This window comes from Streptococcus agalactiae, from assembly GCF_949788565.1.
Taxonomy (GTDB): Bacteria; Bacillota; Bacilli; order Lactobacillales; family Streptococcaceae; genus Streptococcus; species Streptococcus agalactiae.
The window spans coordinates 1,292,078-1,307,422 of sequence record NZ_OX460931.1 but is presented as its reverse complement, the minus strand read 5'-3'; the positions used below and the strand labels follow the sequence as shown (position 1 = coordinate 1,307,422).

The 15,345-nt window shown below is 34.4% G+C and carries 18 protein-coding genes, 2 tRNA genes and 1 other annotated feature (1 of these 21 running past the window's edge); all 20 genes read left to right on the top strand.

Annotated elements, in window-relative coordinates:
- Positions 1 to 43: a sequence feature (ribosomal protein L21 leader region), on the top strand; it begins 37 nt to the left of the window's first position.
- A 34-nt stretch (positions 44 to 77) separates the two neighbouring features.
- Positions 78 to 392, top strand: coding sequence for a 50S ribosomal protein L21 (gene rplU / locus QOR44_RS06735; protein WP_000109136.1), 315 nt, complete (start codon positions 78 to 80; stop codon positions 390 to 392).
- 6 nt (positions 393 to 398) lie between these two features.
- A complete protein-coding gene (locus QOR44_RS06730; RefSeq protein WP_000588481.1) occupies positions 399 to 737 on the top strand; it encodes a ribosomal-processing cysteine protease Prp in 339 nt (112 codons plus the stop codon).
- A gap of 21 nt (positions 738 to 758) precedes the next feature.
- Positions 759 to 1,052 (top strand): 50S ribosomal protein L27, encoded by a 294-nt coding sequence (gene rpmA, locus QOR44_RS06725; protein ID WP_000916503.1) that lies wholly within the window; start codon positions 759 to 761, stop codon positions 1,050 to 1,052.
- A 215-nt stretch (positions 1,053 to 1,267) separates the two neighbouring features.
- Entirely contained in the window at positions 1,268 to 2,173 is a 906-nt protein-coding gene (locus tag QOR44_RS06720; protein WP_001025683.1) for a LysR family transcriptional regulator, read from the top strand.
- 8 nt (positions 2,174 to 2,181) lie between these two features.
- Positions 2,182 to 2,646, top strand: a complete 465-nt coding sequence (gene lspA / locus QOR44_RS06715) for a signal peptidase II (RefSeq protein WP_001226253.1) — start codon at positions 2,182 to 2,184, stop codon at positions 2,644 to 2,646.
- Positions 2,630 to 3,520, top strand: coding sequence for an RluA family pseudouridine synthase (locus tag QOR44_RS06710; RefSeq protein ID WP_000406594.1), 891 nt, complete (start codon positions 2,630 to 2,632; stop codon positions 3,518 to 3,520). Before lspA ends, QOR44_RS06710 begins: the two co-directional genes overlap by 17 nt.
- A 175-nt stretch (positions 3,521 to 3,695) precedes the next feature.
- Positions 3,696 to 4,217, top strand: a complete 522-nt coding sequence (gene pyrR, locus QOR44_RS06705) for a bifunctional pyr operon transcriptional regulator/uracil phosphoribosyltransferase PyrR (RefSeq protein WP_000823056.1) — start codon at positions 3,696 to 3,698, stop codon at positions 4,215 to 4,217.
- A 48-nt stretch (positions 4,218 to 4,265) separates the two neighbouring features.
- Positions 4,266 to 5,336: a carbamoyl phosphate synthase small subunit gene (locus QOR44_RS06700; protein WP_001085243.1), complete on the top strand. Its 1,071-nt coding sequence runs from the start codon at positions 4,266 to 4,268 to the stop codon at positions 5,334 to 5,336.
- A 55-nt stretch (positions 5,337 to 5,391) separates the two neighbouring features.
- The gene (locus QOR44_RS06695) at positions 5,392 to 6,990 is read left to right on the top strand and encodes an ATP-binding protein (RefSeq protein ID WP_001883254.1); all 1,599 of its coding nucleotides are present in this window, start codon (positions 5,392 to 5,394) and stop codon (positions 6,988 to 6,990) included.
- Positions 6,991 to 7,198: 208 nt separating this feature from the next.
- Positions 7,199 to 8,443 carry an efflux RND transporter periplasmic adaptor subunit gene (locus QOR44_RS06690; protein ID WP_000044608.1) on the top strand — a complete coding sequence of 415 codons (1,245 nt, stop codon included), beginning with the start codon at positions 7,199 to 7,201 and terminating at the stop codon, positions 8,441 to 8,443.
- Positions 8,444 to 8,445: 2 nt separating this feature from the next.
- Positions 8,446 to 9,156 (top strand): ABC transporter ATP-binding protein, encoded by a 711-nt coding sequence (locus tag QOR44_RS06685; RefSeq protein ID WP_000210667.1) that lies wholly within the window; start codon positions 8,446 to 8,448, stop codon positions 9,154 to 9,156.
- A 14-nt stretch (positions 9,157 to 9,170) separates the two neighbouring features.
- Positions 9,171 to 10,418: an ABC transporter permease gene (locus tag QOR44_RS06680; RefSeq protein ID WP_000432857.1), complete on the top strand. Its 1,248-nt coding sequence runs from the start codon at positions 9,171 to 9,173 to the stop codon at positions 10,416 to 10,418.
- A gap of 122 nt (positions 10,419 to 10,540) precedes the next feature.
- On the top strand, positions 10,541 to 10,813 hold the full coding sequence (gene rpsP / locus QOR44_RS06675; protein ID WP_000268757.1) for a 30S ribosomal protein S16: 273 nt from the start codon (positions 10,541 to 10,543) through the stop codon (positions 10,811 to 10,813).
- Positions 10,814 to 10,822: 9 nt separating this feature from the next.
- Positions 10,823 to 11,065, top strand: a complete 243-nt coding sequence (locus QOR44_RS06670; RefSeq protein ID WP_000379626.1) for a KH domain-containing protein — start codon at positions 10,823 to 10,825, stop codon at positions 11,063 to 11,065.
- A gap of 131 nt (positions 11,066 to 11,196) precedes the next feature.
- Complete coding sequence (locus QOR44_RS06665; RefSeq protein ID WP_000895670.1) at positions 11,197 to 12,708, top strand: M protein trans-acting positive regulator PRD domain-containing protein; 1,512 nt, start codon at positions 11,197 to 11,199, stop codon at positions 12,706 to 12,708.
- Between the two features lie 107 nt (positions 12,709 to 12,815).
- A tRNA-Gln gene (locus QOR44_RS06660) sits at positions 12,816 to 12,887 on the top strand.
- Positions 12,888 to 12,895: 8 nt separating this feature from the next.
- A tRNA-Glu gene (locus tag QOR44_RS06655) sits at positions 12,896 to 12,967 on the top strand.
- Between the two features lie 62 nt (positions 12,968 to 13,029).
- Complete coding sequence (rimM, locus tag QOR44_RS06650; RefSeq protein WP_000455623.1) at positions 13,030 to 13,548, top strand: ribosome maturation factor RimM; 519 nt, start codon at positions 13,030 to 13,032, stop codon at positions 13,546 to 13,548.
- Positions 13,535 to 14,290 (top strand): tRNA (guanosine(37)-N1)-methyltransferase TrmD, encoded by a 756-nt coding sequence (gene trmD, locus QOR44_RS06645; protein ID WP_000975542.1) that lies wholly within the window; start codon positions 13,535 to 13,537, stop codon positions 14,288 to 14,290. The genes rimM and trmD overlap by 14 nt, the downstream gene beginning before the upstream one ends.
- The gene (locus QOR44_RS06640) at positions 14,271 to 15,263 is read left to right on the top strand and encodes an NAD(P)/FAD-dependent oxidoreductase (protein WP_001044165.1); all 993 of its coding nucleotides are present in this window, start codon (positions 14,271 to 14,273) and stop codon (positions 15,261 to 15,263) included. The genes trmD and QOR44_RS06640 overlap by 20 nt, the downstream gene beginning before the upstream one ends.
- Positions 15,264 to 15,345: the final 82 nt, after the last annotated feature.

The window sequence follows — 15,345 nt, the reverse complement described above, 5'->3', positions numbered from 1 at the left end:
AGGGCAAGTCTCTCACGATTTATAGGCGAGTCTTCACAGAGGGAAACCTCACAAGAAATTTTTATAGGAGGTGCATCATGAGCACATACGCAATCATCAAAACTGGTGGTAAACAAGTTAAAGTTGAAGTAGGACAAGCTATCTACGTTGAAAAACTTGACGTTGAAGCAGGAGCAGAAGTTACATTTAACGAAGTTGTTCTTGTTGGTGGTGAAACAACTAGAGTTGGTACTCCAGTTGTTGAAGGAGCTACTGTTGTTGGTACTGTTGAAAAACAAGGCAAACAAAAGAAAGTTGTTTCTTACAAATACAAACCTAAAAAAGGTAGCCACCGTAAACAAGGTCACCGTCAACCTTATACAAAAGTTGTTATCAACGCAATCAACGCTTAATTTTTCATGATTAAAGCAACTTTTACTCGTAATCAATCAGGCTATCTTTATAGTGCTGAAATCAGCGGTCATGCTGGTAGTGGCGAGTACGGCTTTGATGTGATTTGTGCAGCTGTTAGTACTTTATCAATTAATTTTATTAATTCATTAGAGGCTTTAACGACCTGCCAAGCGCAATTGATTATCAATGACGTTGAAGGTGGTTATATGAAGATAGATTTATCTTCTATACCACAACATAAAGAGGATAAGGTTCAATTATTATTTGAGTCTTACCTTCTTGGAATGACTAATCTGTCTAAAGATTCTTCTGAATTTGTTAGTACAGTAGTCATGACACACTAATTTAAGAGAGGACACAACATTATGTTAAAAATGAATCTTGCTAACTTGCAACTTTTCGCCCACAAAAAAGGTGGAGGTTCTACATCAAACGGACGTGATTCACAAGCAAAACGTCTTGGAGCTAAAGCAGCTGACGGACAAACAGTATCAGGTGGATCAATTCTTTACCGTCAACGCGGTACACACATCTATCCAGGTGCTAACGTTGGACGTGGTGGGGACGATACACTTTTTGCTAAAGTTGAAGGTGTTGTTCGTTTCGAACGTAAAGGACGCGATAAAAAACAAGTGTCTGTTTACCCAATCGCAAAATAATGCCTAGTTAAGACTTTATGACTATTCATAAGGTCTTTTATTATTGTCAGAGCTTTCATTTTGTAACAAAAGACAATATGTTAAGAGATTTATCATTAATACTCATAAACTTTGTTGTTCTTTTATAGTGAAATAGTCCTAATTCATGAAGAATTTTCCGCAAGGATAGTTATTTTTTGGTATAATGAAGGGTACTAAAATGAGGAAGTGATAAAATGAATATTCAACAACTGCGTTATGTTGTTGCTATCGCAAATAGTGGTACTTTTCGTGAAGCAGCTGCAAAACTATTTGTTAGTCAGCCAAGTTTATCTGTTGCCGTTCGTGATTTGGAAACAGAATTAGGGTTTCAGATTTTTACGCGTACAACTACTGGTGCAGTGTTGACCAATCAAGGCATGACTTTTTATGAGAATGCTTTAGAAGTTGTGAAAAGCTTTGATTCATTCGAAAAACAGTTTTCACAATCTGAAGCTACAGAGCAAGAATTCTCAATAGCAAGTCAGCATTATGATTTTCTACCTCCTTTAATCACAGCGTTTTCAAAATGTAATGATAATTTTAGCTATTTCCGTATTTTCGAATCAACAACAATACGTATCTTAGATGAAGTTGCTCAAGGGAATAGCGAAATAGGTATCATTTATATCAATAGTCAAAATAAAAAAGGTCTACTTCAGCGGTTGGACAAATTGGGGTTAGAGTTTGTAGAGCTTATTCCTTTTAAAACTCATATTTATCTTGGGAAAGACCATCCCTTGGCTAGTAAAACATCTCTGATAATGACAGATTTAGAAGGATTACCAACCGTACGTTTTACACAGGATAGAGATGATTATAGGTATTACTCGGAGAATTTTGTGGAAGTACTTGATAGTTCTGTTACCTATAATGTTACTGATAGAGCAACATTAAATGGTATTTTAGAAAGAACCCAAGCTTATGCGACGGGCTCAGGATTCTTGGATAGCCGCAGTGTGAATGGTATCACTGTTATTCCATTAGAAGATCATCTAGATAACCAAATGATTTATATCAAACGAAAAGATCGTAATTTATCTCAGATGGCTTTAAAATTTGTTGCTGTTATGGAAGAGTATTTTAAGGGATTTAATTCATAGGAGAAGTAATGAGAAAGATTATTATACCAATAATAACTATTTTGTTGATTGCTTTAGATCAACTATCTAAGTTATGGATTGTTAAACATATTGAACTAAACCAAATTAAGGAATTCATTCCAAATATCGTTAGTCTAACTTATCTGAGAAATTATGGTGCTGCATTTTCTATTTTGCAAAATCAACAATGGCTTTTTACCTTAATTACAATCTTTGTTGTTGGTGTTGCTATTATTTATTTGATGAAACATATTAATGGAAGTTATTGGTTATTAATTTCTCTAACCTTAATCATCTCTGGTGGATTAGGAAACTTTATAGATCGCTTAAGATTAGGTTATGTCGTTGATATGGTGCATTTAGATTTTATTAATTTTGCTATCTTTAATGTAGCAGACTCATATCTGACAATTGGTATTATTTGCTTAATGATTGCACTTTGGAAAGAGGAAAGTAATGGAAATCACAATTAAAATAGCAGGAGTTAGGCTAGATAAAGCTTTAGCTGATAATTCTGAACTGTCGCGTAGTCAAGCTAATGAAGAAATTAAAAAAGGGATTGTGTTAGTAAATGGACAAGTAAAAAAAGCGAAATATACTGTTCAAGAAGGAGATCGGATTACTTTTGATATTCCTAAAGAGGAAGTACTAGATTATCAAGCTGAAAATATCCCTTTAGATATTATCTATCAAGATGATGACGTTGCTGTGGTTAATAAGCCGCAAGGAATGGTTGTTCACCCTTCTGCAGGTCACAGTTCGGGCACCTTAGTTAACGCCTTGATGTATCATATTAAGGATTTATCATCAATTAATGGCGTTGTTCGCCCAGGAATCGTTCATCGTATTGATAAAGATACTTCTGGTTTATTGATGGTTGCAAAAAATGATAGAGCTCACCAAGTGTTGGCTGAAGAGTTAAAAGATAAAAAATCGCTTCGTAAATATTTAGCAATTGTGCATGGTAATTTACCAAATGATCGAGGTGTGATTGAGGCTCCGATTGGTAGAAGCGATAAAGATCGTAAGAAGCAAGCCGTGACTGCTAAAGGTAAGCCAGCAATAACTCGTTTTCATGTTTTAGAACGTTTTGGTGATTATACCTTAGTTGAATTGTCATTGGAGACAGGTCGAACGCACCAAATTAGGGTTCATATGGCTTATATTGGCCATCCTCTAGCCGGTGATCCTGTCTACGGTCCCCGCAAGACTTTAGGGGGTAAAGGACAGTTTTTGCATGCACAAACACTAGGTTTTACGCACCCTAGTAACGGAGAGAATTTGATTTTTTCAGTAGAGGTTCCGGAAATTTTTCAGACAACCTTAGACAAGTTGAGAAAAAATTAAGTTTTTCTTGAAAAATACTTTTACCATTTGCTATAATATAAGCAAATCATTCCTTTAACCTTATCCAGTGAGATAGTTAAGGAGAAACTTCAGACTAAATCAATGCCTGAGCGGCTTTGTCATTCTAGAGAGTCTCCTTTTGAAGGGGCTCTTTTATCTTAGAGAGGATACTGCAATGAAAAGAAAAGAAATTATTGATGATGTGACCATGAAACGTGCTATTACACGTATTACCTACGAAATTATAGAACGTAACAAAAATTTAGATAATATTGTCTTAGCAGGCATTAAAACAAGAGGTGTTTTTTTAGCCAAACGCATTCAAGAACGTTTGAAGCAATTAGAAAATTTAGATATTCCCGTTGGAGAATTGGATACTAAACCTTTCCGTGATGATATGAAAGTTGAAGTTGACACCACAACTATGCCAGTTGACATCACTGATAAAGATATTATATTAATTGATGATGTTCTCTATACAGGTCGCACTATTCGAGCTGCTATTGATAATCTTGTTAGTTTGGGGCGTCCGAGTCGTGTTAGTTTAGCTGTATTAATTGACCGTGGGCATCGTGAACTACCCATTCGTGCAGATTATGTGGGGAAAAATATTCCAACAAGTCAATTTGAAGAAATTCTAGTTGAAGTGATGGAACATGATGGTTACGATCGTGTGAGTATTATTGATCCGAGTTAAGTAGACGACTATTATTTACGATGATTTTATAGAAGGGGAAGAACCATAATGGCAAAAAAATTGTTAATTCTAGAGGATGGTACGGTTTTTGAAGGGCTATCCTTTGGTTCATCTCTTGATGTAACTGGCGAATTAGTTTTTTGTACGGGGAATACCGGCTATCAGGAAATAATAACGAATCCTTCACATAATGGAAAAATTTTAGTTTTTACCTCACCGCTAATAGGAAATTATGGTATTCATCGCAGTTACTCTGAAGCCATTATTCCCACTTGTTTAGGAGTTGTTGTTGCAGAGTATTCCAGATGTGTAAGTAGCGATACTAGCAAGATGAATCTAGATGAATTTTTGAAAATGAAAAAGGTTCCTGCAATGTCGGGGGTCGATACAAGGTATTTGATGCAAGTTATTAAAGAAAAAGGATTTGTAAAAGCTACTTTAGCAGAAGCAGGTGATGTTTTATCACATTTACAAGATCAATTAATAGCGACAGTATTACCGACAAATAATGTGGAACAAGTTTCGACAAAAACAGCTTATCCGTCGCCTGCTAGCGGTCGAAATATTGTTGTACTTGATTTTGGCCTTAAACATTCTATTTTGAGAGAATTGTCTAAACGTCAGTGTGACGTGACTGTCATTCCCTACAATACGTCTTTAGAAGGTATTAAAAATCTATACCCAGAAGGTATCATATTATCTAATGGTCCGGGGAATCCAGAAAAGCTTCAGGAAATCTTAAACACTATTAAAGAATTACAAAAATCTGTTCCTATGTTAGGTATTGGTTTGGGGCACCAATTAATTGCCATGGCAAATGGTGCAGAAATTATGAGACTCCCAGTTGCTAAGAAGGGGCCAAATTATCCCATGAGAGATATTGCTACGGGTCGTTTAGAAACAGTTAGTCAGTTTAATCATTTTACCGTTAACCGGCTAAATCTTCCGCATGATTTACTGGTAACACACGAAGGTTTGAATGATCAAGAGATTGTTGCTCTAAGGCACCGCTCATTTCCAGTGATGTCTGTGCAATTTTACCCAGAGGCTGCTCCAGGCCCTCATGATGTGACCTATTTTTTTGATGAATTTTTAGAAATGATTGGATCACGCGCTTAAACATAAGGTATTATTTAAAGTCAGTCGGTGAGCTGATTAATAAGGAGGTGCGTATATGCTAAATACAAAGGATAAACAGCCTATTTTGCTTATTATTTTCGGACAGAAAATGAAAGAATATGACGATTTAATTAGATCAACTGTTGAGAGGTTATCTAAAAGGGATAGACCTGTTAGTATTCTTATCTCGAAGGAGCTAAACCATGTGATTCACCATTATGATGCACAATTTGAAAATCTTGAGACGCTTGTGGGGTATATAAATACACATGAAGATAGTTTGATTTACCCCCTTTGCTTAGATAAAAATCATGAGCTATTTCAAGAGTTTTTAGTGTGGCAGAGTCATTATTCAAGGCAGTATATCAGCGATAATTTATCAGAGAAAAGTGTTCAGGCAATAGACAATAATCAAGACTTCGTGCAAGTAGATTGTTTAATAATGAGAGACTCTTTGAATAATTGTTTATATGTCTCTGATTTAGAATATATTGAATTTAATAAAACAACTGGTAAGTCTATAGCGATTGTACCAAGTCAAACTTTATCCGATGCTGCTAGGCAAACAATTCGAGATGTTGCATTTGATGTGTGTCGAAAGGCAAACATTATTGGAGTGTGTTATTTTAGTTTCTTAATAGATTTGAACAGTTTGGATTATCATATAATTAGCTTATCATCTGGTTTGTCTCATCAAAGCATTTTATTTGAGACTATTACGACCTATCCTGTTTTAGAGATAGCAACTAAATTGACAGTGGGATATACTTTTAGTCAACTGAAGCATTCTTATTACCCAAATACCTCTGCCTTTTTAGAGCCACAATTAGATTATGTAGCTGCCGTATCTTTTAGTTTTGAAAAAGTTGATTATATCTTTTTTGCTCGTAATATAGAGCAATTATTTTTAAATTTACTCGAGGCTAGCAGTCATGATCATTTTTTATTTCTGAGTGATATTAGCGAGGAAGATTTGATGTTTGCTTTGATTCAGAAAAAAGAAAATCGTCTAGCTTATCTTTTAGAGGCTTTTAGACGTGGCTTTGATTTGTATGATTTATCCTCAGTTACTAAAATCAACCCTTTTTACTTAGATAAATGTTTACATATTGTAGAGTTGTATGAAAACCTGAATAAAAGCCAATATAATGTAGATATTTACAAGGAAGCTAAAAGGTATGGTTTTTCGGATGACTATATTGCTAGTAGTTGGCAAATCTCTTTGATAGACATGTTAGAATATCGAAAAAAACATAGTGTTGCACCTGTTCTAAAGCAAGTCGAACAAAGTTCTGGTGTTCTAACTGGCCATCAAATTCAGTATTTTCGAAGCTATGATTGGCATTCAGACTACATTTCTAGCGGTTGTCAAAAGGCTTTGATAATGGTAGACAAAGGTTATTCCCTAGTAAAATTAAATGAGTTAATTAAGCAAATCAAACAAACTCATTTAGAATTATTAATTGTTACCAATCAACCTCTCCTCATAGAACAATTAAATGATACATCTATAATTTTTGACACTATAGGTATTGAGACCATATTAACAATTATGGGTATAGAAGAGGTGGAAGAAGTGTATTTATTGGGAGAAAGTCAAGCAGACATGTTTTCAAAAATGAAAAATTTTTCTATCTCTTGTCAGTCTATTTAGCAATTCTTAATAAAAAATAAAAGCTGAGATATAGATCTCAGCTTTTATTTGTGGTAAAAAGTAAAGTACTTTCAATTTTGTAAGTTCTTTCTATGAGCAAAATAGTATACTTAATGAGTAAAAATATTATTTTTAAAGAATTTTCTTGACAATATTATTTAAAAATAATACACTTGTTCTATATTAATAATACAAACAGGAGATGGACATGAGTAAACGACAAAATTTAGGAATTAGTAAAAAAGGAGCAATTATATCAGGGCTCTCAGTGGCACTAATTGTAGCAGTAGGTGGCTTTTTATGGGTACAATCTCAACCTAATAAGAGTGCAGTAAAAATTAATTACAAAGTTTTTAATGTTAGAGAAGGAAGTGTTTCCTCCTCAACTCTTTTGACAGGAAAAGCTAAGGCTAATCAAGAACAGTATGTGTATTTTGATGCTAATAAAGGTAATCGAGCAACTGTTATAGTTAAAGTGGGTGATAAAATCACAGCTGGTCAGCAGTTAGTTCAATATGATACAACAACTGCACAAGCAGCCTACGACACTGCTAATCGTCAATTAAATAAAGTAGCGCGTCAGATTAATAATCTAAAGACAACAGGAAGTCTTCCAGCTATGGAATCAAGTGATCAATCTTCATCATCATCACAAGGACAAGGGACTCAATCGACTAGTGGTGCGACGAATCGTCTACAGCAAAATTATCAAAGTCAAGCTAATGCTTCATACAACCAACAACTTCAAGATTTGAATGATGCTTATGCAGATGCACAGGCAGAAGTAAATAAAGCACAAAAAGCATTGAATGATACTGTTATTACAAGTGACGTATCAGGGACAGTTGTTGAAGTTAATAGTGATATTGATCCAGCTTCAAAAACTAGTCAAGTACTTGTCCATGTAGCAACTGAAGGTAAACTCCAAGTACAAGGAACGATGAGTGAGTATGATTTGGCTAATGTAAAAAAAGACCAGGCTGTTAAAATAAAATCTAAGGTCTATCCTGACAAGGAATGGGAAGGTAAAATTTCATATATCTCAAATTATCCAGAAGCAGAAGCAAACAACAATGACTCTAATAACGGCTCTAGTGCTGTAAATTATAAATATAAAGTAGATATTACTAGCCCTCTCGATGCATTAAAACAAGGTTTTACTGTATCAGTTGAAGTAGTTAATGGAGATAAGCACCTTATTGTTCCTACAAGTTCTGTGACAAACAAAGATAATAAACACTTTGTTTGGGTATACAATGATTCTAATCGTAAAATTTCCAAAGTTGAAGTCAAAATTGGTAAAGCTGATGCTAAGACACAAGAAATTTTATCAGGTTTGAAAGCAGGACAAATCGTAGTTACTAATCCAAGTAAAACTTTCAAGGATGGGCAAAAAATTGATAATATTGAATCAATCGATCTTAAGTCTAATAAGAAATCAGAGGTGAAATAATCGTGACAACTAATCGAAAAGAACTGATTAGATTGCATCAGATTGTTAAAAGTTATCAAAATGGGGATCAAAAACTTCAAGTCTTAAAGAACATTGATTTGACGGTTTATGAAGGTGAATTTCTTGCAATCATGGGGCCATCTGGCTCAGGGAAATCCACACTAATGAATATTATTGGCTTGTTGGATTCCCCAACTTCAGGAGATTATAGTTTAAATGGTAAACATGTCGAAGAACTAAGTCAAACGAAATTAGCTCAAGTTCGAAATAAGGAAATCGGTTTTGTCTTTCAACAATTTTTCTTGTTATCTAAACTAACGGCTTTGCAAAATGTTGAATTACCCTTAATTTATGCGGGTGTAGCTCCTAAAAAGCGTAAAAATTTAGCAAAACAATTTTTAGATAAAGTTGAATTGAGAGAGCGTATGAACCATCTGCCAACAGAATTATCTGGGGGACAGAAGCAACGTGTAGCAATCGCGCGTGCTTTGGTGAATAGCCCATCTATTATTCTAGCAGATGAGCCGACTGGTGCCTTGGATACAAAGACGGGTGAGCAAATTATGCAGTTCCTAACGGAATTAAATCAAGAAGGTAAAACCATCATCATGGTAACTCATGAACCAGAAATCGCCGATTATGCGACTCGTAAAATTGTTATTCGTGATGGCGAAATTACAGCAGATACTACTGATAGTATTAGAATTGATTAAGGGGAGATTCGATTATGGAAAATTGGAAATTTGCCCTATCATCGATTCTAGGGCACAAGATGCGTGCTTTTCTGACCATGTTAGGGATTATCATTGGGGTTGCATCAGTTGTGTTAATTATGGCCTTAGGTAAGGGCATGAAAGATTCGGTTACAAATGAGATTACAAAGTCTCAGAAGAATCTTCAGATTTATTATAAAACAAAAGAAGACCAAAAAAATGAGGATAACTTTGGAGCTCAAGGGGCTTTCATGCAAGGTAGTGATACCAACCGTAAGGAACCAATTATTCAAGAATCATGGTTAAAAAAGATTGCTAAGGAAGTAGATGGTGTTAGTGGCTACTATGTAACCAATCAAACAAATGCTCCAGTAGCTTACCTTGAAAAAAAGGCAAAGACGGTTAATATAACAGGAATTAACCGCACTTACCTTGGTATCAAAAAGTTCAAAATTAAAAGTGGTCGTCAATTCCAAGAGGAGGATTATAACCAATTCTCGAGAGTTATTTTACTAGAAGAAAAATTAGCTCAGAGATTATTTCAGACAAATGAAGCAGCGTTAAATAAAGTGGTAACTGTAAAAAATAAATCTTACTTAGTAGTGGGGGTTTATTCGGATCCAGAATCTGGTTCAGGCTTATATGGAAGTAATTCTGATGGGAATGCTATTTTAACCAATACACAGTTAGCTTCGGAGTTTGGTGCTAAAGAAGCAGAAAACATATATTTTCATCTTAATGATGTATCGCAATCCAATCGCATTGGTAAAGAAATAGGCAAACGTTTAACAGACATTAGTCATGCTAAGGATGGGTACTATGATAATTTTGACATGACATCTATAGTTAAATCTATCAATACCCAAGTTGGTATTATGACAGGTGTTATTGGAGCGATTGCAGCAATTTCTCTCCTAGTTGGTGGTATCGGAGTGATGAATATTATGTTAGTCTCTGTAACTGAGCGCACGAGAGAAATTGGCCTTCGTAAAGCCCTTGGGGCAACTCGACGTAAAATTTTAGCTCAATTTTTAATTGAATCAATGGTCTTAACAATTTTGGGTGGATTAATTGGGTTATTACTAGCCTATGGAGGTACGATGTTAATTGCTAATGCGCAAGATAAGATTACTCCTTCTGTGTCACTTAACGTGGCTATAGGCAGTTTAATTTTCTCAGCATTTATTGGAATTATATTTGGTTTATTACCTGCTAATAAAGCTAGCAAATTAAACCCAATTGATGCTTTACGATATGAATAAAAAAACATGTGCTCTGTCAAGATTTTTTCTTGACAGAGTTTGTATTTATGTTATACTTAGTAAGGTAAAGTTGTTAGTTAAGCTATCAACGACCAAATATAAAGAAAAGAGACTATTTAAAAATGGCAGTAAAAATCCGTTTAACTCGTATGGGTTCTAAGAAGAAACCTTTCTACCGTATCAATGTTGCAGATTCACGTGCACCACGTGACGGACGTTTTATTGAAACTGTTGGAACATACAACCCATTAGTTGCAGAAAACCAAGTTACAATCAAAGAAGAACGTGTTCTTGAATGGTTATCAAAAGGTGCACAACCTTCAGATACAGTTCGTAACCTTCTTTCAAAAGCTGGAGTTATGACTAAATTCCACGATCAAAAATTCTCAAAATAATAAAAGCCTATGGATACCATTGAAAATCTCATTATTGCTATTGTGAAACCTTTGATTTCACAACCAGATCAGTTAACCATAAAAATTCAGGATGGCCCAGAATTTTTAGAGTACCATCTTGATTTAGATACCCAAGACATCGGTCGTGTTATCGGCAAAAAGGGTCGTACAATTACAGCGATAAGGTCGATTGTCTATTCGGTACCAACACAAGGGAAAAAAGTAAGACTCATCATTGATGAGAAAGAATAATTTATTCTAAAAGATAGGAACTTCCTGTCTTTTTTGTTATATCTACACAAAAATTGTGAGTTTTTTAGTCTTTTAGAATATAATGGATGTGAAAGGGAATTTTTTGATTTTTTATTAAGGAGGATAAGATATTGCTATTTGATTTTCTCGAAGAAAAAATAAAACTGAAAGCATACCTGATGACCGCCTTACTCGATGATGGAGAAATTAACCTTGATCATTTTAAAACAGAATATGCTTTGAGTGAAAAGATTTTACAAGGTCTTATTTCGGAACTACAAATACTTTATTCTGATTTCTACCTTGTTGTCAAAAGTAGAACGATGGTATTGTTCCATTACGAAACACTTTCTAAGCTAGAGACTTTACATACCATTTATCGAGAGTCTAATATGTTACAGTTTTTGGCATATTTTATTGCTCCTCAAAATGTCAGTTTTTCTGAATTCACGGCTAAGAAATTCATATCCGTTGCAAGTGCCTACCGAATAAAGAAAAACTGTAAACTTTATTTGGAGAGTGTTAAGTTATCAATACAAAAAAATAAAGTGACAGGTCCAGAATATCAGATTAGGCTGCTGATTGCTTTGTTACAATATCATTTTGGTTTTATTATTTATCCTTTTGATGCTACAAGTGAGGTAATGATAAGGGATTTTATTGAATACTCGAATTTTAAAGGGTGTGACTACGACCTTAAAGACTTATCTGAAGAATATTACTATTTTTATATTTTGGTGAATTTAGCTTGGAAAAGAAAAGAATATAAAGTAGAAATTCCTCAAACAGAATCCTTTAATCAATTAAAAAAATCGATTCTCTACATGGAGTTATCCAAAGCAGCTCAAAAAAGTATTGCTATACATCTTGGTATAGAGTTGAATGAAGGTTTACTTGATTATCTATATTTAGTGTTTTGTATCAGTGATGGTCCTCTATTTAGCAATCGAGATGATATCAATATCAACGAAGAATTTATTTTTGCTTCTTATAAGATATCAAAGTCTAAAGCCTTTAAGAATTTTTGTGGTCGATTATTGGGTAGAGAATTTATTGACTCGCAGCATTTTAAAGATATTAATGCCTATTTTTTGAGACATTTTATTTGTTATTGTTATTATTTTATTCCTGATTTTTATTTTTTAAATACATCAAGGCTGAGCTATTCTAAGGATTTATATCACCTATTAGATAGAGGTCTGGCTGATATTTTTAACCTGAAGGGAGGGAATTTAACTTTTTCAAAACATGAGACAGTGCTACTAACAATGCAATTATCTAACTTAATAGAGACTTTCTTAGCTCCTCTTTCTGTATATGTAATTTCATCTAGTAATATTAGATTACAAACCTATCAAGTAATGTTAAACCAATATTTTACATCTAAGATAGCGGAATTCTTTTTTGTAAACTATCAAACGACTGAGATAGATGAAAAATTACTAAAAAAAGCAGATATCATTATTGCTGAGAGACGCTATATATCTTCTTTAAAAAATGACTCAGGTGTGGCTATACAAGATATATTAGAAATTGGGATGAATAATAAGCAGTACCATGAACTACTTTTACAAGCTATTATCGAAAAAAGGGACCAAAAAGTTTTTGAATATATTTCAAAAATGAAACATAAAATACTTTGATAGACTCTATATGAGCTTTATTAAAAGGGATAAAATCGAAATTTAAAATTTAATTCGAAAAGATATTGACAGTAATCTAGAATTTCGATATACTAGATTTTGTCTTTTGGGGTATAGCCAAGCGGTAAGGCAAGGGACTTTGACTCCCTCATGCGTTGGTTCGAATCCAGCTACCCCAGTTTCACATGGTCCGTTGGTCAAGGGGTTAAGACACCGCCTTTTCACGGCGGTAACACGGGTTCGAATCCCGTACGGACTATCGTGGCCAGTTGCATTTTAGCGGCTGGTTTTTCTTTTATTTTCAAAAATATCGGAGTTACTATGGAATACTTTAACGTTGGAAAAATTGTCAATACACAAGGATTACAAGGCGAAATGCGTGTATTAAGCGTGACTGACTTTGTAGAAGAACGCTTTAAAAAAGGTCAAGTGTTAGCTTTATTCGATGAAAAGAATCAGTTTGTTATGGATATTGAAATTGCTAGTCATCGTAAGCAGAAGAATTTTGACATTATAAAATTCAAAGGAATGTATCATATTAATGATATTGAAAAATATAAAGGTTTCACACTGAAGGTGGCAGAGAATCAACTGAGCGACCTTAAAGATGGTGAATTTTATTATCATGAAATTATTGGCTTAGATGTCTATGAAGGGGAAGAGCTGATTGGAAAAATCAAAGAAATTTTACAACCAGGAGCAAATGACGTTTGGGTTGTGGAACGTCATGGAAAACGTGATCTTTTATTACCCTATATCCCGCCAGTAGTATTAGAAGTGGACCTTTCTAATCAGCGTGTTCAAGTTGAATTGATGGAAGGTTTAGATGATGAAGATTGATATTTTAACTTTATTTCCTGAAATGTTTGCCCCTCTGGAACATTCTATAGTTGGTAAGGCAAAAGAAAGAGGACTTCTTGAAATTAATTATCACAATTTCAGAGAAAATGCTGAGAAGTCTCGACATGTTGATGATGAGCCTTACGGTGGGGGGCAAGGGATGCTTTTACGTGCTCAACCTATTTTTGATACAATTGATAAAATAGATGCTCAAAAAGCACGTGTTATTTTGCTAGACCCAGCGGGCAGAACATTTGATCAGGATTTTGCAGAAGAACTATCCAAAGAAGATGAATTAATTTTTATTTGTGGTCACTATGAAGGTTATGATGAACGTATAAAATCATTAGTAACAGACGAAGTATCTTTGGGAGATTTTGTTCTTACGGGAGGAGAATTGGCGGCTATGACAATGGTCGATGCTACCGTTCGTCTGATTCCAGAAGTTATAGGTAAAGAAACAAGTCATCAGGATGATTCATTTTCATCGGGCCTATTAGAATATCCTCAGTATACGCGCCCATATGATTATTTAGGCATGACAGTTCCTGATGTTCTCATGAGTGGTCATCATGAAAATATCCGAAAATGGCGTTTAGAACAAAGTTTGCGAAAAACACTAGAACGTCGACCAGACTTGTTAGAAAATTATGCAATGACGGATGAAGAGAGACTTATCTTAGAGAAAATTAAAACAGAAATAGAAAGAACAGATACAGTAAATGAACAAAACAATTTATGATATCACTATTGTAGGAGGCGGACCGGTAGGTCTCTTTGCTGCTTTTTATGCTGGACTACGCGGAGTATCCGTTAAAATTATTGAAAGCCTTTCGGAATTAGGAGGCCAGCCAGCTATCCTTTATCCTGAGAAAAAAATCTATGATATTCCTGGTTATCCGGTGATTACTGGACGTGAGTTAATTGATAAACATATTGAACAATTAGAGAGATTTAAAGATTCTATTGAAATCTGTTTAAAAGAAGAAGTTTTATCATTTGAGAAAGTAGATGATGTTTTCACAATTCAAACAGATAAAAATCAACATTTGTCACGTGCTATTGTTTTTGCCTGTGGTAACGGTGCTTTTGCTCCGCGTTTATTAGGTTTGGAAAATGAAGAAAATTATGCAGATAATAATTTATTCTATAACGTTACAAAGTTAGAACAGTTTGCAGGTAAACATGTTGTTATTTGTGGTGGAGGCGACTCAGCTGTTGATTGGGCCAATGAATTAGATAAGATTGCAGCTAGTGTAGCGATTGTTCATCGTAGAGATGCTTTTAGAGCGCATGAGCATAGTGTGGATATACTAAAGGCATCAGGTGTTAGAATTTTAACCCCTTATGTCCCAATTGGTTTAAATGGAGATAGTCAGAGAGTTAGCAGCTTGGTCGTTCAAAAAGTTAAAGGTGATGAAGTAATTGAATTACCTTTAGACAACTTGATTGTTAGTTTTGGCTTTTCTACTTCTAATAAAAATTTACGTTATTGGAATTTGGATTATAAACGGTCTAGTATCAATGTTTCTTCACTTTTTGAGACGACTCAAGAAGGTGTGTATGCTATTGGAGATGCTGCTAATTATCCAGGAAAGGTAGAATTGATTGCAACAGGATATGGGGAAGCACCGGTCGCTATAAACCAAGCTATCAATTATATTTATCCTGATCGAGATAACCGTGTAGTCCATTCAACATCATTGATAAAATAACTATAAATAAAACTGATAAGTTTATAAAAAAGGATTATATATATTGTTAAAAAAATAACAAAGCTTCTATTTATTTTGTGAT